Source organism: Streptomyces sp. NPDC013317 (genome assembly GCF_055563155.1).
On sequence record NZ_JBVHDX010000020.1, the window covers coordinates 1 to 15,787 of the forward strand.

Below are 15,787 nucleotides of genomic sequence, written 5' to 3' on the forward strand. Positions count from 1 at the left end.
GTTCCGGTCGGGCTCGGGTCCCACGTCCACTGGGACCGTCGGCTCGACGCGCGGCTCGCCGCCGCGCTCATGGGCATCCAGGCGATCAAGGGCGTGGAGGTCGGTGACGGTTTCGGGCTGGCGCGGGTGCCGGGTTCGCAGGCGCATGACGAGATCGTGCGGACCGAGGACGGCATCAAGCGCACCTCCGGCCGCTCCGGTGGTACGGAGGGTGGCCTGACGACGGGTGAGCTGCTGCGGGTACGGGCTGCGATGAAGCCGATCGCGACGGTGCCGCGTGCGCTGGCGACGGTCGACACGGCCACGGGTGAGGCCACGGTCGCGCATCATCAGCGCTCCGACGTCTGCGCCGTCCCGGCCGCGGGGATCGTGGCCGAGGCCATGGTCGCGCTGGTGCTCGCGGACGCCGTCGTCGAGAAGTTCGGCGGCGACTCCGTGCCCGAGACCCGCCGCAACGTGCGCTCGTACCTCGACAACCTGCAGATCCGGTGACGGACCTCGCGGACGGGGCCGTACGGGCCTCCGGCGGTGTGTGACCGCGCACCCGCCGGGCCCGCGTGGTGGTCCGGCCACACTCCGCCGCGACCCGGTCAACGCGCTGTCAAAGCCCTGTCGAAGCGCCGTCCGCCATGGGGTCCGCCGGCTCGTCTGATGGCTGAATCACCAGTGGTCCGGCACGCACCGGCGACGGGAGGGGGGTGCTGTGGACACCTCGTCCGCGGGCCCCTCCCGGAGCGATCGTGGGAGGGCAACAGAGCAGGCCACCCCCCATGGTTGGAGTGTCGTGAACACAGCTGTCATCAGGCGACGAGACCCGGTCCGCCCGCTGCCGGTGCCTCGCCGGAACCGGCGCCTCACCGACCCGGACATGGCCGACGACGCCGTCTCCGAACTCTGCGCCACGCTGTTCTCCTCCTTCCCGAGGAAGGACCAGCGGCTGCGCGGGGAGCAGTACCTGCGCGGGCTGCTGACCACCGAGGGACGCAAGACCGCGCGGAACATCGCGGCCCACCTGGGAGCGCCTGCCACGGAGCAGACGCTGCATCACTTCATCGCCGACTCCACCTGGAACTGGCAGCCGCTGCGCGCCGCGCTGGCGGCCCATCTGGAGCGGAGGACGGCGGTCCAGGCCTGGGTGGTGCGCCAGATGGCGATCCCGAAGACGGGTGAGCACTCGGTCGGTGTCGACCGGGGGTCCGCCCCGCACCTGCGCCAGTCGTTCCGCGGACAGCAGGCCTTCGGCGTGTGGACGGCCTCGCAGGAGCTGAGCGCGCCCGTCGACTGGCGTCTGGTCCTGCCGGACCAGTGGGTCCACGACCACCGGCTGCGCGACCGGGCGGGCGTTCCCGCGGAGGCGGGGGCCGAGAGCCCGGAGGAGTGCGCCGTCGCGGTCGCCCTGGAGGCCGCTCGCCGCTGGGGTCCGCGCAGGCCGGTCCTGATCGATCTACGGGACGGTGACGTGTCGGCGGCGGTGGCGCCGCTCGCGGCGGCCGGCGTCCCCTTCCTCCTCCGGATCAGCGGTACCCAGCGGCTGTCCGTCGCGGACCGTGCCATGCCCGGCTACCGGGGCGGTCCGCTGCCGGCTCAGCGGATCCTGCAGCTGGTCAAGGGGGTACGCCGGCCGGTGCCGTGGCAGGACGCGGCCGCCGGCCTCGCCCCGCGCACGTCGCTGGCCGCGATGGTCCCGGTGGCGTTGTCGGAACCTTCCGGGGGGACGCGCGGACTGTCCCTGCTCGGCGAGTGGGGCGACCCCTCGCGTCCGCCGTCCGCGCTGTGGGTGACGGGCATGACGCAACCGGGACCGGGTCCGCTGTTGCGCCTCACCAAGCTCACCCGTCGCGTGGACGCGGACTTCGCCCGTGTCGGTGAGGAGACCGGGCTACGGGACTACGTGGGCCGTTCCTTCCGCGGCTGGCACCGGCACATGACGCTGGCCTCCGCCGCGCACGCGGCCGTCGTGCTGTCCGGTGGCGGGTACGAGGGCGACGCCGGGGACGGCTCCGGCGAGGGGTTCGGCGGTGGCTACGAGGGCGAGTCCCAGAGGGGTCGCCCGGCCGAACTCGCCTCCGCCTGAGCGTCCGTGGCGTCCGGCCGGCCGTCCGTGGCGTGCCGTGCCTCCGCGTCGCCGGCGGCCGTCCGGCGCTGTCCGCGCAGCACCTCGCGGGAGCGGTGCAGCCGCAGCGCGAGCTGCACCTCCAGTGTTCTGCCCGGCTGTTGCCACGCGTCACCGAGGAGGTCGGTGACCCGGTCGAGCCGCCGGGACACCGTGTTGGGGTGGACGTTCAGGACCTCGGCCGCGCCCGCCTGGCTGCAGCCCGAGGCGAAGTACGACTCCAGGGTGCCGGTCAGGTCGGTGAGCCGCTCCCGGTCGTAGTCGAGTACCGGACCGATCGCGGAGCGGATGTAGCCGTCCACGTCGTGGTCGTCGGAGAGCAGCAGGCCGAGGAAGCCGAGGTCCTTGGCGGAGGCGGTGCCGCCGGCGCCGTCGAGCGCGGTCAGCGCGTCGAGGCAGCGCACGGCCTCCTTGTGCATCCGGCCGATGCCTGCGGCGCCCCGGCCCGGTCCGGCCGCGCCCACCGACACCGGGTGGCCCAGCAGCGGGGGCAGCTGGCCGGCCACGGCGCGGGCCGCGGCCGAGGCGTCCGTCCCGGGCAGCAGGAGCACGATGTTGCCGCTGTGGACCGTCTTGAGCCCGGTCATCCGGTGCGCGTAGGACGAGGCCCACACCACGGCCCGCCCCTGTTCGCCGCCCTCGGGATGGACGACGAGCAGGACGTGGGGCGTCTCGAGGTCGATGCCGAGGCGGCGCGCACGCTGTACGAGGTAGTGCGTCTGGTGCCCGCTGCCGGGGCCGGCCGCGAGGAGTTCGTCGAACAGGTCGTCGCGGACGGGCCCTTCGGCGACGGCCGTGCTGCGCCGCAGGAGGAGCTGGATCGCGAAGGTCTGCGCGGTGAGCTGGAGCAGCCCCTCGTCCTCCCCCACCAGCGCCGTGGTCGGGCGCAGCACGAGCACGCCCAGGTCCTCCGCGCCCGCGGTGACCGGGGCGACCCAGGCGCCCTGGGCGGTGACGACGGGACGCAGATGGGCGTGGGCGTCCAGGGCCGCCTCGGCCACGGCCTGTTCGTCCAGATCGCCGAGGTCGCCGCTGGTGGCGAGCGGCCGGCCGGCCGGGTCGCGCAGTTGGAGCGCGGAGTCCAGCGCGTCGCCGCCCGCCTTCGCCACGGTGGTGAGGTCGGCGCCCGCGAGCAGCAGGCCGAGGATGTGGCTGTGGGCCTCGGTGAGCTGTTGCAGTCTGACCAGGCTCGTACGGGTGCGGAAGCCGTCCAGTTCGAGCCGGCCGACCTCGCCCCTGGCCTGTTCGAAGCTGCCGGCCCGCTCGATGGCGACGGCGGCGAGGGCCGCCAGGGAGCAGACGAGTCCTATCTCGTCCGGGCTGAAGTGGCGTACGGAGCGCGCGGCGCCGTAGAGGACCCCCACGATCTGGTCGCCGTTGCACATCGGCACGGCCATCATGGCGTGCAGCCCCTCGGCCCGTACGACCTCGTCGGCTCTCTCGTCGTGGGCGAGCGTGTCGTCGTCGAGGTAATCGGCCGTCCACAGCGGCGCTCTGGCCGCGAGGGTGGGGTGGCCCAGGCCGTAGGGGGCGGTGATCGCGTGGCCGGTGGCGAGCGCGGTGGTCGAACCGTCGGAGACGTAGACGCGCAGGTCGCCCTCCGGTTCCAGGAGGGCGATGGACGTCATGTCGAAGTTGAGGAGCCGCTTGACCCTCCGGGTGACCACCTGGAGCAGGGACTCGACGTCGTGGGGGGAGGTCAGGTCCCGCGCGGTGTCCACCAGGTCGGCGAGCCCGTCCTCCCGCTGGCGGCGCTGCCCCTGCCAGGCCTGTACGCCTCGGGCCAGTTGTACGGCGCGTTCCAGGCGGGCGAGCTCCTGATCCGTGGTGCCGTCGCGCCGGGCCCGCTGCAGCACCTCGTCGAAGCGGCCCGACGGAGCCTGCTCGGCGAGGAGTTCGAGGACGGCCATCAGGCCGGATTCATGGCTGTGTGAAACCGTCATGATGTGGGAGCCCCCAGCCCGTCGCGCGCGTTTCGCCCGTAATCGGTCCGAAACTAGTTCGACGGTGATCTTCCGGTCAACTGGCGACGGGGAGGCGGTGACGGGCCGGAAGCGGGTGGCGCGTCGTGTGCAGAACGGTCCCGACGCGGGCCCTCGCGGCCGCCTCCAGGTACGGCCTCATCGCACGGCCCCGGTCGGCGCCGCGTTCCAGCTCCGCCACCATCGCCCCGTACCGGGGCGGCGAGGTGCGGAACCGGGAGAGGAAGACGGACAGGCCGGTGTAGAGGTCGTGCCGTCGGCCGAGCCTGCGCTGCGCCTCCACCCATTGGTCGAGGGCACGCAGCCGCGACTGTTCGAGGCGGGCGATGTGGGCCCGCAGATGGGGTCCGGTCACCACTCCGGTGAAGGCGTCGGCCGTCCACAGTTCCAGTGCCTGGCCCAGCCGTTCGGCCGCCGTCTCGTAGTCCTCCAGCTCCATGGCCCGGTAGCCCGCGCCGGCCGAGCGCTGGAAGACGCGCAGGTCGGAGGTGCCGCCTCCGGTGGCGAGCCGGTAGCCCCCGGACAGGGTGACGAGGACGTCCCGCGCGGTGCCGGGTCCGGACGCGGCGGACGCGGCCGCCGCCTCCTCGCGGCGCAGGCCCAGCGCGGCGTCGATCAGCTCGCGCAGCCGCCGGACGTGCGTCTCGATCATCTCCCCCGCGTACTGCGGCGGGCCCTGCGGCCAGAGCTCCTGCGTCAGGACGGCCGTCGGCACGATGTGGTCGGCATGGGCCGCGAGCAGTGCGAGCAGCTGACGCGCCGGTGCCTCGGCGGGGACGATGGGCGTCCCTCTCTCCTGGACCGTGAGCAAGCCCAGCACCTTCAGATCCATAGCGCCCCCTCCATGGTTCACGTCCTGCGACCATAAGATAATAATGACCACTTCTTTTTTAGGGAAGATAAATCTTGACGCCGAGGAAGCACTCGGCGAACAGCAGTGGTCAGCGGTGAACGCGCGGCCCCGCGCGGCTCACAGACCGCGCGGGTCGGCCTCCGACAGGTCGGCCCGTGTCAGGGTGCGGGGGGTCGCGTGGCCCGACAGGGCCAGGGTGAGGTCGAGTTCGGCCAGCAGACAGCGGATCACATGGTCCACGCCCGGACCGCCGTCGAGGGCGAGACCGTACGCGTAGGGACGGCCGACGAGGACTCCGGAGGCGCCCAGCGCCAGCGCCTTGGCGATGTCGGCGCCCGTGCGCACGCCGCTGTCGAAGAGGACCGTCAGCCGGTCGGCGACCGCGTCCGCCACGGCGGGCAGGGCGTCGGCGGCGGCGATCGCACCGGCGACCTGGCGGCCACCGTGGTTGGAGACGACGACGCCGTCCATGCCCGCGTCGGCCGCGGCCCGCGCGTCGTCGGGGTGCAGGACGCCCTTCAGGACGATCGGGCCGTCCCAGTTCTCACGCAGGAACGCCAGGTCCGGCCAGGTCTTGCCGGGGTCCGCGAACATCGACACGAAGTGCATGACGGCCGCGTTCGGGTCCTCCTCGACCGGCTTGGCCAGACCCGCCCGGAACGCCGGGTCGGAGAAGTAGTTGGCGGTCCCGACCCCGTGCAGGAACGGCAGGTACGCCTGGTCGAGATCGCGCGGCCGCCAGGAGAGCAACGGGGTGTCGAGGGTGACCACGAGCGCCGTGTAGCCCGCCGCCCGGGCCCTGCGCAGGAAGGAACGGGCGACCTCGACGTCCTTCGGCCAGTACAGCTGGAACCACCGCTCCCCCTCCCCCATCGCCTCCGCGACCTGCTCCATCGGCGTGCTGGAGGCGGAGGAGAGGATGTACGGGACCCCCCGCGCCGCCGCCGCGCGGGCCGCGGCGGGCTCGGCGTCGGGATGCAGGATCGACAGGACGCCGACGGGCGCCAGGGCGACGGGCGCGGGCAGCGTGCGGCCGAACAGCTCGACGGACAGGTCCCGTTCGCGCACGTCCCGCAGCATGCGCGGGACGATCCGGTGGCGTTCGAGCGCCGCCCGGTTGGCCCGCGCCGTCGAGCCGTCGCCCGCGCTGCCGGCGACGTAGCCGACCGGGCCGGGGCCGAGCCGGGCGGCGGCCAGCTCCTCCAGGCGCGTCAGATCCGTGGGGAGCCGGGGAACCGCTCCGGTCAGCCCGTTCAGATAGATCTCGTACTGGAAGTCCGCCCAGCTCATGTGCGGGTACCGCCCCTCGGAGGTCGTCGTGGGAGCACCTTGCCACCGGAGTGCGGCTCCTCACCAGGTCCCTGCGGCCTCCACTCCCAGCCATACGGCTCCGAGCCCGGCCGCCAGGCTCCCCGCCACGTTCGCCGCCGCGTACCCCTTCGCCCCGTTCTCGTACAGCTTCAACGTCTCGTACGAGAACGTGGAGTACGTCGTCAGAGCACCGCACAGGCCGGTCGCGAGGAGCAGGCGGGCCTGGGCCGAGGAGACTCCGGTGAGCAGACCGAGGACGAAGGAGCCGACGACGTTGACCGCGAACGTGCCCCAGGGGAAGGCGGAGTCGTGGCGCGCCCGCACCGCCCGGTCGGTGAGGTACCGCAGGGGCGCGCCGACGACCGCCCCCGCGACGACGAGCAGCCAGTTCACCGGGGCCTCCGCGTCAGAGCGCCACGGGTCGCCGCGGTCGCGGCCCACACGGCGGCCAGCGCCGTGACCACCGTGGCCCCCAGGTACGCCACACCGCGGCCGGCGTCCCCCCGGCTCAACAGCTGCTGGGCGTCGAGGGCGTAGGTGGAGAAGGTGGTGAAGCCGCCGAGGACCCCCGTCCCGAGGAAGGGCCGCAGGAGCGGATGGGGCGCGGTGGCGGCCTCGGTGAGCAGGACCGTCACGACGCCGATCGCGGCGCAGCCGGCCACATTGACGGTGAAGGTGGTCCAGGGGAACGCGCCGGCCGGGGTGGGCCACGCGAGCGACGCGCCGTAGCGGGCCGTCGCCCCGACGGCCCCACCGGCGGCCACGACCCCGACGACCGGCAGCTCTCCGCGGAGTTTCATGCCCGCCAGGCTATGCGCGCCGCGCGGCGGGTCCGGCCACGGCCTGCCCGGGGAGGATCCGGCCGGGTCAGTTGAGGGTGGCCGCGATCAGCAGCCCGAACGCGACGAGGATCAGCACCGTGCGGACGAGGTGGAAGCTGTTCCAGCGCTTCTCGAAGGCCCCCCGGACGGCGGACGCGGGTTCGCCCGTGCGCTCCGAGGCGGCCAGCGCGTTGTTGAGGGGGATGTTGCCCGCGACCGTGACCAGGTGGTTCAGGGACGCGCAGACGAGGCCGGCCAGGATCAGCCACCGCTGGGTGTCGGACCGGTCCTCGACCGCCACGAGGAACGCGGCCAGCGGGAAGGCGACGACCCCCAGGAACACGAGCAGGAACACCGCCTTGGGCACGTACTCGTTGATCCGCCGCATCGCGTCGACGAACGTGGCGTCGTCGAGCCGCGCCAGCGCGGGCATGATCCCGCTCAGGAAGATCAGCATGAACCCGGCGTAGAGGCCGGTGGAGGCGACGGCGAGGGCGAGCAACGTGGTGGCCATGGGGCCAATCATGGCCGGACACCCGCCCTCGCGCAGGGCTTCCGGATCAGCCGCTGTACGGATCACCCGATTCCCCGCCGGCCTCCCGGCCGAGCAGCCTGTCCGCCTGCCGGATGGCGTCGGTCAGCTCCCTCACCACCTTCGAGCCCGACCGGTCGGCGATCGCCCCCGAGCGCTCGGCGAGCACCGAGAGCCGGGGTGCGCCCGGCAGTTCGCCGCCTCGCAGTCGGTCGGCGAAGTAGGCGGCTACGGCACTCAGTTGCAGGCTGTCGTGGCCCGGCCCCCAGAGCGAGCCGGTGAGCGCGCTCGTGCCGACGCTCCCGGAGTTCTCGTGGGGCGCGCGGCTCTTCGGGTCGAGCCAGCGGACCGTGGCGGTGGCCAGCCGCCCGGTGCGGCCGGGCCGGGTCTTCACCGCGTACAGCGCGGTGACGGTGTGGCCCGCGCCGACCTCGCCGCCGTCGACCCGGTCGTTGCGGAAGTCCTCGTCGGCGACGTCGCGGTTCTCGTAGCCGATGAGCCGGAACCGCTCGACGGTCTCCGGGTCGAAGGCGACCTGCGCCTTGGCGTCGCGGGCACGCAGCTCGACGTTGGTGGGCAGCTGGTCCACGAAGACCTTCCGGGCCTGCTCGCTCGTCGAGACGTACGTCGTGTTCCCGTCGCCCTTGTCGGCGAGCTGCTCCATGAACGCGTCGCCGTACTCGCTGCCGACACCGACCCCGAAGAGGGTGATGCCGTACTCCCGGCGCTCCTCGTCGATCCGGTTCAGGATCGACTGCGCCTCGGTGTCCCCGGTGTTGGCGAGGGCGTCGGAGAGCAGGACGACCCGGTTGGTGGCGCCCCTGCGGTGGCCCTCGACGGCGACGTCGTACCCGGTCCGCACCCCTGCCTCCACATTGGTCGAGGAGGTGGTCGCCAGCGCGTCGACGATGTCGTGGATGCGCTCGCGCTGCCCCTTGACCCGGGTCATGGGGAGCCGGGTCTCGGCCTCGTCGCTGAAGGTGACCACGGCGACGGAGTCGTCGTCGCGGAGCTCGTCGGTGAGGATGCCGAGGGACTGCTTGACCAGGTCGAGGCGGCCGGGCTCGGCCATCGAACCGGAGATGTCGACGACGAAGGTGAGGGCGGCGGGCGGCCGTTCGCCCTGCCGTTGCGCGGCCGCGGTGGCGAGCCCGACCCGGACGAGCGACCAGCCCTCGTCGTCGGTCCTGGCCCCGTCGACGGTCACGCTGAACCCGTCGCCCTCGGGCCGCGGATAGTCCGGGCGGAAGCTGTTGACGAACTCCTCCGGCCGTACGGACGTGGGGGTGGGCAGCCGGCCCTCGGCGAGCGTGCGGCGGGCGTACCCGTACGAGGCGGTGTCCACGTCCAGGGCGAAGGTGGAGAGGTAGTCGGCGGACGGGCGGGCGGACTTCTGCTCACCCTCGGGGGCGTCCTCGCGGCCGGCGTCCGGCCGGGGCGCCTCGAACCCGGGCGCGTCCGGCGCGTGGTTGCCGCCGCCCTCCCGGCTCGACGTCCGGTCGTGGTTCTCGCCTGCCCCACAGCCCGTCAGGACCAGTCCTGCGGCCAGGATCCCGGCCGTCAGGCGCGCGCGGTGTCGTCGGTTCACGTCATCTCCCCCTCGGTGTCCGTCACTTGTGAATGTGACGTCCGGGAGGCCGTGCGGGAGCAGACGATGGGGTTGCGGATGGATCTCGATGCGGCAACGGAGACCGTGCCGGAGGCGCGTGGCATGGACTCGCCAGTCTTCTCAACAGGGGTTGTCACCGTGTGCAGTCGCGTGCGTACATGGAGTGGCACACCGATGGGGCGGGGGTGGTCAGCGGTGGCAGAGACTGCGGGCTCCGTGATGCTCGCGCGATCGGCGATCAACAGAGCGGTGCCCGAGGCACAGCGGCCTCCGGGCCGCCCCGTCCGTGGCACGAGACGGATCAGCGCGGCGCTGGCCGGGCTTGCCGCCTCGACGCGGCACGAGCTGCTCACCTTCGACGACCCGGCCGCTTCCGTGGGCCGTGCGATCCCCGAGCCGTTCCTGGAGTTGGCGGGAGCGTGCATGCGGGCCGCGGCGGAGCGGGCCCCGGAGGTCAGACGGATCGTGCCGCGCCACGCCCTGCCCCATGTGGCGGGGGCGGTCCGGCGGCCGGGCAGCGCCCGGCTGACGGACACGATCCCCTTCAAGATGATCGTCGTCGACCGCACGGTCGCGGCGGTCCCGCTCGATCTGGAGCTGCTGTACAACGGGGTGCTGCTGATCCGCGACCCGGTCGTCGTGCAGGCCCTGGTCCGCGCCCACCACGCCAGCTGGGACGCGGGCGAGGAGCTGACCCGGGCGACGGACGGGCCGTGCGGCCAGCTGTCTCCCCAGCTCCGTCCGGTCCTCGAAGCGCTCCTCGCCGGACTCACGGACGAGACGGCCGCCGCCCGCCTCGGCATGTCCGGCCGCACGTACAGCCGGCGCGTCGGCGAGCTGATGCACGCCCTGGGCACGACGAGCCGCTTCCGCGCGGGTGCGGAAGCGGCTCGAAGGGGGTGGCTGTGACCGGGTACGGGCCGTCGGCCTCCCGTGGGGCTGCGCCCTCCCGGGTGCCCACGCCGTCCCGTAGGCCTACGACACGATGTCCTTGCGCGCGAAGCCCCGGAAGGCGAGGGCGAAGAGGATCAGGGCGTACGTCACCGAGATGGCCGTGCCCTTCAGCATCCCGCCCCACTCCAGCTGCGGCTGGAGCGCGTCCACCCACGCGTACTGCCAGTGCGCGGGCACGTAGTCGCGCCAGGAGCCGAGCGCCGTGACGGCGTCCAGCACGTTGCCGATGATCGTCAGGCCGACCGCGCCTCCGACGGCGCCCAGCGGCGCGTCCGTCTTCGTGGAGAGCCAGAAGGCGAGCCCGGCGGTGACCAGTTGGGAGACGAAGATGAACGCGACGGCCAGACCGAGCCGGGGCAGGGTCTCGGCGGCGGGCAGAGCGCCGCCGGTGGGGAGTTTCAGCGGCCCCCAACCGTAGGCGAACGTGCCCGCGACGAGCGCGACCGCGGGCAGCAGGACCATCGCCGCCGCGCTGAAGCCGAGCGCCACGGCCAGCTTGGACCACAGCAGCCGGGCCCGGGGCACGGGTGCGGCCAGCAGATAGCGCAGCGAGGACCAGCTCGCCTCGGAGGCGACGGTGTCCCCGCAGAACAGGGCCACCGCCACCACGAGGAGGAAGCCTGCCGAGACGAAGAGACAGGTCGCGGCGAAGTTCGCCGCCGACGCCGTCGCCGTGTCCATCAGCGTGACACGTCCGTTGCCGCCGTCGCCGTCCTGCCCCCCGCCGATCGCGAAGGCGATGATCAGGATGAAGGGCAGTGCGGCGAGCACCGCCCCCATGACCAGGGTGCGGCGCCGCTTCAGCTGCCGTACGGCTTCGACGCGCAGCGGCAGGGTGCGCCGCGCCCGATAGCCGGCTGCGGTCTCCACGAGCTCCGTGGATTCGGCGGTCCTGGTGCTCATGCGGAGCCACCTCCGATCAGGGTCAGGAACGCGTCCTCGAGGCGCCGGTGCGGTCCCACACCGGTCAGGGGCACGTCCAGGCGGACGAGTTCGCCGATCAGCGCGGTCGCGTCGGCGCCGTCGAGACGGACCAGGAGCCCGCCCTCGGTCCGCGCGGCCGAACCGATCCCGGGCAGCGCGCCGATCTTGTCGACGAGCGGCTCGGGGACGCTGTCCCCGAGCGTGACGAGCAGGGTGTCCCCGGCGCCGGTGATCTCGCCGACCGGCCCGGCCTGCACGAGCTGCCCGCGATCCATCACCACGAGGTGGGTGCAGGACTGCTCGACCTCCGAGAGGAGGTGGCTGGAGACGATGACGGTCCGGCCCTGCGCCGCGTACCGGATCATCACGTCCCGCATCTCGCGGATCTGCGGCGGGTCGAGGCCGTTGGTCGGCTCGTCGAGGATCAGCAGGTCCGGCAGGCCGAGCATGGCCTGGGCGATCGCGAGCCGCTGCCGCATGCCCTGCGAGTACGTCCGGACGGCGCGGGCCAGGGCGTCGCCGAGGCCCGCGATCTCCAGGGCCTCCTCGATGTGGGCGTCCTCGGCGGGGCGGCCGGTGGCCTTCCAGTACAGCTCCAGGTTCTCCCGCCCGGAGAGGTGCGGCAGGAAGCCGGCGCCCTCCACGAAGGCGCCGACCCGGGACAGGACCGGTGCGCCGGGGCGGATGGCCTGCCCGAAGACCCGGATCTCCCCGTCGTCGGGGGTGATCAGGCCCATGAGCATGCGCAGGGTGGTGGTCTTCCCGGCTCCGTTGGGCCCGAGGAGCCCGAGGACCTGGCCCTGTTCCACGCGGAAGGAGAGGTCCCGGACGGCATACCGGTCCGAGGACCTGGCGTACTTCTTCGTCAGGCCCGTGATCTGCAGCGGTACGGCGGCGAGTCCGGGGTCGGGGGCGGGGGCCGCGGTCCGGCGCCGGGACGTCAGCAGCAGCGCGGCGGCGATCAGGGCGCCGGCGAGCGGCAGGCCCCACACCCACCAGGGCAGTGCGGCGGCCTGGGTGTCCACGGCCGGCGCCGTCGGCACGGTCAGCGGGGACTCGACGGCCACGGTGTAGCCGGCCGGTGTCGCCGGGGAGGCGTAGCCGAGGTCGGTGGCGGAGAACACGAGCCGCAGCCGGTGGCCGGCCTCGATCTCGTGGTCGATCGCGGGCAGTGTCAGTGCGACGCTCCGGCCCTTCGCGGCACCTTCGACCCGGACGGGGGCGACGAGCTGCGCGGGCAGCACCTGCTGACGGCCGTCCGGCCCGACGTCGTAGACCTTGGCGAACAGGACGGCCGAGCCGTCCGGGCTGTCCGAGGTGACCTTGACGCGGACGGTCGGCGTGCCGGTGATCCGTACCGGCACGGTCTGCGGCTTCGCGTCGAACCGGGCGTACTGGCCGGGGAAGTCGAGCGAGAGGCCGACGCCGAGGGAGGAGAGCTGGGAGAGCCCGCCGCCGATGCCGGGGACGGCCGAGATGGCGGGTGGGTTGGCTCCGGCGGGGTTGGCGAACCTCTGCGGCTCGGAGGCGTCGAGCGGCACGGAGAGCGGGGCGTCCGTGAGCCCCGGGTAGCGGTCGGCGCTCGCCCCGCGGAGCTGCGCCCGGCCGTCGGTGGAGTCGACCCCGCCGGTACGGCTGACGCGGAACGCGGGTCCGGTGTCGGCGCCCTTGTCCTGCTTGAGGTGGCGGTCGAACCAGGCGCCGATCCGGGCCTCGACCCGGTCCGTCTCACGGTCGCCGCCGTCATGGCCGCCCGCGATCCAGTCGACGGCGACGGGCGCGCCGTTGGCGGCGATCGTCCTCGCCATGGCGTCGGCGTGCGTGAGCGGGAAGAGGGAGTCGCTCTGCCCCTGGACGATGAGCGCCGGGACCTTGATCCGGTCGCCGACGGCGGAGGGGCTGCGGGCTTCGAGGAGCGCCCGGGCGGCGGCGTCGGGCTTCCCGGAGACGGCCACGCTCTCGTACATGGCGCACAGCTCTGCGGTGAACCGCCCGCACCCGGCCCTGCCGGTCGTGGCGGACGGACCGGCGCCGCGGTCGGCTCCGCTGCCGGCTCCGGCCGGGGCGCCCTGGGCGCCCGTCTCGGCGCCCGTGGAGAAGAAGATGCCGGCCCAGAGCTTCTTGAAGACGCCGTCCGGGAAGAGGGCGTCGGCGAGGTTCCAGTACGTGATCTGGGGGGCGATCGCGTCGACGCGGCTGTCGTGGCCGGCGGCGAGGAGGGAGACCGCGCCGCCGTAGGAGGCGCCGGTGACGCCCACACGCGGGTCACCGGCCTTGTCGAGCTGGACCTCGGGGCGCGCGGCGAGCCAGTCGACGAGCCGCCGGACGTCCTCGACCTCGTGGTCGGGGTCGTTGAGTCCGATCTCTCCTGTCGAGGCGCCGAAGCCGCGCGCCGACCAGGTCAGGACGGCGTAGCCGTCGCGGGCGAGATTCTCGGCCTGGGCGCGGACGTCGTCCTTGGAACCGCCGAAGCCGTGGCCGAGCAGGACGGCCGGCCTGCGGTCGGCGGCGGGTCCCGAGGTGAAGTACGAGGTGTCGATCCGCGCCCCGGGCATGGCGAGCACCTGGTCCGCGCGGTGCACGGGCGGCGGTTCGTCGGAGGCGACGGCGGTCCAGGTACCGCCGCCCGCGAGCACGGCGAGGGCGGCGGTGACCGCGGCCCACCGGGGAAGTCGGAGTGGCATGGTGTCGAGCCTAGGCGGCCCGCGCGTGCGGCTCGGCTGTCCACGGGCGGAAATCGGCGGCCTCCTGGAGTCGTACGCCGTACCGTCCCGTACACCAGGCGCGGTACGCGCGGTGCGAGGCGAGGGGTCGTGCATGGAGATCAGGCGGGCGACGACGGTGGCCGAGCTGCTCGCGGCGGGGCATCTCTACGACGGCCCGCCGAGGGAGTCGTGGGCGGAGGCGTTCCTCGCCGCCGCGGGCCATCTGATGCTGATCGCGTACGCGGAGGACGGTTTCCCCGCGGGGCTGGTGTCCGGGATCGAGATGCTCCACCCGGACAAGGGGGTGGAGATGTGTCTCTACGAGCTGTCGGTGGACGAGGGGTACCGGCGGCGGGGTGTGGGGCGGGCGCTGACGGAGGCGCTGGTGGCCGAGGCCCGGGAGCGCGGCTGCTACGACGTGTGGGTGGGCGTGGATCCGGACAACGAGGCCGCGTTGCGGACGTACCGGTCGGCGGGGGCCGGGGACGACGGCGGGTTCGCGATGCTGACCTGGGAGTTCGAGGTGAAGGACCGGTGAGGGGAGCCGACGTGCCCTTGTAGCACCCATGACAACACGAGACTCTGTGGCGCACCACGAACACCCGTACTTGCCGGTAACCCGGTCAACGAAAGGTTCAGGTGCCCCACCACATGACCCGTATATCCCGCCGCGCCCTGGCGATCGTCCCCGTTCTCGCCCTCGCCGCCGGCCTGCAGTTCGCCGCCTCCCCCACGGCGCAGAGCGCGACCGTCGGCGACCTCCGCCTCGCCCCGGCCTCGCTCGCCGTCGACGACAGCTGGATCGTCGTCCTCAAGGACGGTTCGACCCGCGCCGCCGACCTGGGTGTGACGCCGAAGCACGAGTACCGCTCGGTCCTGAAGGGCTTCTCGGCCACGATGTCCCGGGCCAGGGCCGCGGCCCTGGCCTCCGACCCGCGCGTGGCGTACGTCGAGCAGAACGCGACCGTACGCATGGCCGAGACGCAGCCCGGCGCGACGTGGGGTCTCGACCGGATCGACCAGCGTGATCTGCCGCTGTCGACCACGTACACGTACAACACGCAGGCCTCGAACGTGACCGCGTACATCATCGACACCGGCATCCGCACCACGCACAGCGAGTTCGGCGGCCGGGCGAGGGTGGGCACGGACACCGTCGGCGGCGGCCAGAACGGGCAGGACTGCCAGGGCCACGGCACGCACGTCGCGGGCACGGTCGGCGGCACGAAGTACGGCGTCGCCAAGGGCGCGAAGCTGGTGGCCGTCCGCGTCCTGGACTGCAACGGCTCCGGTACGACCGCCGGCGTCATCGCCGGCGTCGACTGGGTCACGGCCAACGCCGTCAAGCCCGCGGTCGCCAACATGAGCCTGGGCGGGGGCGCGAACACCTCCCTGGACGACGCGGTGAGGCGCTCGATCGCCTCCGGCGTCACCTACGCGGTCGCCGCGGGCAACGGCAACTTCCTCGGGCTGCCGGCCCGCGCGTGCAACTACTCCCCCGCCCGCGTCCCGGAGGCGATCACGGTCGGCGCGACGGACTCCGCCGACAAGCGGGCGTCCTTCTCCAACTACGGCACGTGCGTGGACCTCTTCGCCCCGGGCGTCTCCATCACCTCGGCGTGGAAGGACGGCGACGCGGCGACGAACACCATCTCGGGCACGTCGATGGCGACCCCGCACACGGCGGGCGTGGCCGCGCTCTACCTCGCGGCGAACCCGACGGCCTCCCCCGCCCAGGTGAGCACCGCGCTGGTGGACAACGCCACGAGCGGCAAGGTCCAGAACCCGCTCTCGGGCTCCCCGAACAAGCTGCTGCACTCGGTCTTCTAGCCGACCACCCCACCAGATGCCCGAGGAGCTCCGTACCCGGCGGGTCCGGACGCTCCTCGGGCATCCGTGTGCCGCCGACTTGCTCTCGCCGGAAAGCGTAGAAGACTGGGGAGTGACGACTAGAACCACCAGAGGTCGACATGTCCTCTCGTT

Annotated in this window: 14 protein-coding genes; 5 read left to right on the forward strand and 9 right to left on the reverse strand. The window is 73.3% G+C overall.

Annotated features, from left to right (window positions below):
- On the forward strand, positions 1-492 hold a 492-nt coding region (locus ACZ3IJ_RS33500; protein ID WP_467474567.1), incomplete at its 5' end, for a chorismate synthase.
- A gap of 376 nt (positions 493-868) precedes the next feature.
- On the forward strand, positions 869-2,074 hold the full coding sequence (locus tag ACZ3IJ_RS33505) for an IS701 family transposase (protein ID WP_467474712.1): 1,206 nt from the start codon (positions 869-871) through the stop codon (positions 2,072-2,074).
- On the opposite strand, the gene ACZ3IJ_RS33510 is transcribed toward ACZ3IJ_RS33505, so the two are convergent.
- From ACZ3IJ_RS33510 to ACZ3IJ_RS33540, 7 genes are all read right to left on the reverse strand, one after another.
- Complete coding sequence (locus ACZ3IJ_RS33510; RefSeq protein ID WP_467474570.1) at positions 2,023-4,056, reverse strand: helix-turn-helix domain-containing protein; 2,034 nt, start codon at positions 4,054-4,056, stop codon at positions 2,023-2,025. The genes ACZ3IJ_RS33505 and ACZ3IJ_RS33510 overlap by 52 nt on opposite strands.
- Before the next feature lie 76 nt (positions 4,057-4,132).
- Positions 4,133-4,927 (reverse strand): AfsR/SARP family transcriptional regulator, encoded by a 795-nt coding sequence (locus tag ACZ3IJ_RS33515; RefSeq protein ID WP_467474572.1) that lies wholly within the window; start codon positions 4,925-4,927, stop codon positions 4,133-4,135.
- A 138-nt stretch (positions 4,928-5,065) separates the two neighbouring features.
- Positions 5,066-6,238: a lactate 2-monooxygenase gene (locus ACZ3IJ_RS33520; RefSeq protein ID WP_467474574.1), complete on the reverse strand. Its 1,173-nt coding sequence runs from the start codon at positions 6,236-6,238 to the stop codon at positions 5,066-5,068.
- Positions 6,239-6,298: 60 nt separating this feature from the next.
- Positions 6,299-6,652, reverse strand: a complete 354-nt coding sequence (gene crcB, locus ACZ3IJ_RS33525; RefSeq protein WP_467474576.1) for a fluoride efflux transporter CrcB — start codon at positions 6,650-6,652, stop codon at positions 6,299-6,301.
- Positions 6,649-7,059 carry a FluC/FEX family fluoride channel gene (locus tag ACZ3IJ_RS33530; RefSeq protein WP_467474578.1) on the reverse strand — a complete coding sequence of 137 codons (411 nt, stop codon included), beginning with the start codon at positions 7,057-7,059 and terminating at the stop codon, positions 6,649-6,651. Before ACZ3IJ_RS33530 ends, crcB begins: the two co-directional genes overlap by 4 nt.
- 67 nt (positions 7,060-7,126) lie before the next feature.
- Positions 7,127-7,594, reverse strand: a complete 468-nt coding sequence (locus ACZ3IJ_RS33535) for an anthrone oxygenase family protein (RefSeq protein ID WP_467474580.1) — start codon at positions 7,592-7,594, stop codon at positions 7,127-7,129.
- Between the two features lie 46 nt (positions 7,595-7,640).
- The gene (locus ACZ3IJ_RS33540; RefSeq protein ID WP_467474582.1) at positions 7,641-9,200 is read right to left on the reverse strand and encodes a vWA domain-containing protein; all 1,560 of its coding nucleotides are present in this window, start codon (positions 9,198-9,200) and stop codon (positions 7,641-7,643) included.
- Between the two features lie 216 nt (positions 9,201-9,416).
- Here ACZ3IJ_RS33540 and ACZ3IJ_RS33545 point away from each other — a divergent pair, with 216 nt between their 5' ends.
- Complete coding sequence (locus tag ACZ3IJ_RS33545; RefSeq protein WP_467474584.1) at positions 9,417-10,130, forward strand: helix-turn-helix transcriptional regulator; 714 nt, start codon at positions 9,417-9,419, stop codon at positions 10,128-10,130.
- Positions 10,131-10,196: 66 nt separating this feature from the next.
- On the opposite strand, the gene ACZ3IJ_RS33550 is transcribed toward ACZ3IJ_RS33545, so the two are convergent.
- Both ACZ3IJ_RS33550 and ACZ3IJ_RS33555 read right to left on the reverse strand, forming a co-directional pair.
- The gene (locus ACZ3IJ_RS33550) at positions 10,197-11,078 is read right to left on the reverse strand and encodes an ABC transporter permease (RefSeq protein WP_467474586.1); all 882 of its coding nucleotides are present in this window, start codon (positions 11,076-11,078) and stop codon (positions 10,197-10,199) included.
- Complete coding sequence (locus tag ACZ3IJ_RS33555) at positions 11,075-13,783, reverse strand: alpha/beta fold hydrolase (protein ID WP_467474588.1); 2,709 nt, start codon at positions 13,781-13,783, stop codon at positions 11,075-11,077. The genes ACZ3IJ_RS33550 and ACZ3IJ_RS33555 overlap by 4 nt, the downstream gene beginning before the upstream one ends.
- A 133-nt stretch (positions 13,784-13,916) precedes the next feature.
- On the opposite strand from ACZ3IJ_RS33555, the gene ACZ3IJ_RS33560 reads away from it, so the two are divergent.
- Positions 13,917-14,342 carry a GNAT family N-acetyltransferase gene (locus ACZ3IJ_RS33560; protein WP_467474590.1) on the forward strand — a complete coding sequence of 142 codons (426 nt, stop codon included), beginning with the start codon at positions 13,917-13,919 and terminating at the stop codon, positions 14,340-14,342.
- 113 nt (positions 14,343-14,455) lie between these two features.
- Entirely contained in the window at positions 14,456-15,634 is a 1,179-nt protein-coding gene (locus tag ACZ3IJ_RS33565; RefSeq protein ID WP_467474592.1) for a S8 family peptidase, read from the forward strand.
- Positions 15,635-15,787: the final 153 nt, after the last annotated feature.

Coding starts and splice junctions, on each gene's coding strand:
- ACZ3IJ_RS33505 (WP_467474712.1), top strand. CDS start 869: ATGGCCGACGACGCCGTCTCCGAACTCTGCGCCACGCTGTTCTCCTCC.
- ACZ3IJ_RS33510 (WP_467474570.1), bottom strand. CDS start 4,056: ATGACGGTTTCACACAGCCATGAATCCGGCCTGATGGCCGTCCTCGAA.
- ACZ3IJ_RS33515 (WP_467474572.1), bottom strand. CDS start 4,927: ATGGATCTGAAGGTGCTGGGCTTGCTCACGGTCCAGGAGAGAGGGACG.
- ACZ3IJ_RS33520 (WP_467474574.1), bottom strand. CDS start 6,238: ATGAGCTGGGCGGACTTCCAGTACGAGATCTATCTGAACGGGCTGACC.
- ACZ3IJ_RS33530 (WP_467474578.1), bottom strand. CDS start 7,059: ATGAAACTCCGCGGAGAGCTGCCGGTCGTCGGGGTCGTGGCCGCCGGT.
- ACZ3IJ_RS33535 (WP_467474580.1), bottom strand. CDS start 7,594: ATGGCCACCACGTTGCTCGCCCTCGCCGTCGCCTCCACCGGCCTCTAC.
- ACZ3IJ_RS33550 (WP_467474586.1), bottom strand. CDS start 11,078: ATGAGCACCAGGACCGCCGAATCCACGGAGCTCGTGGAGACCGCAGCC.
- ACZ3IJ_RS33555 (WP_467474588.1), bottom strand. CDS start 13,783: ATGCCACTCCGACTTCCCCGGTGGGCCGCGGTCACCGCCGCCCTCGCC.
- ACZ3IJ_RS33560 (WP_467474590.1), top strand. CDS start 13,917: ATGGAGATCAGGCGGGCGACGACGGTGGCCGAGCTGCTCGCGGCGGGG.
- ACZ3IJ_RS33565 (WP_467474592.1), top strand. CDS start 14,456: ATGACCCGTATATCCCGCCGCGCCCTGGCGATCGTCCCCGTTCTCGCC.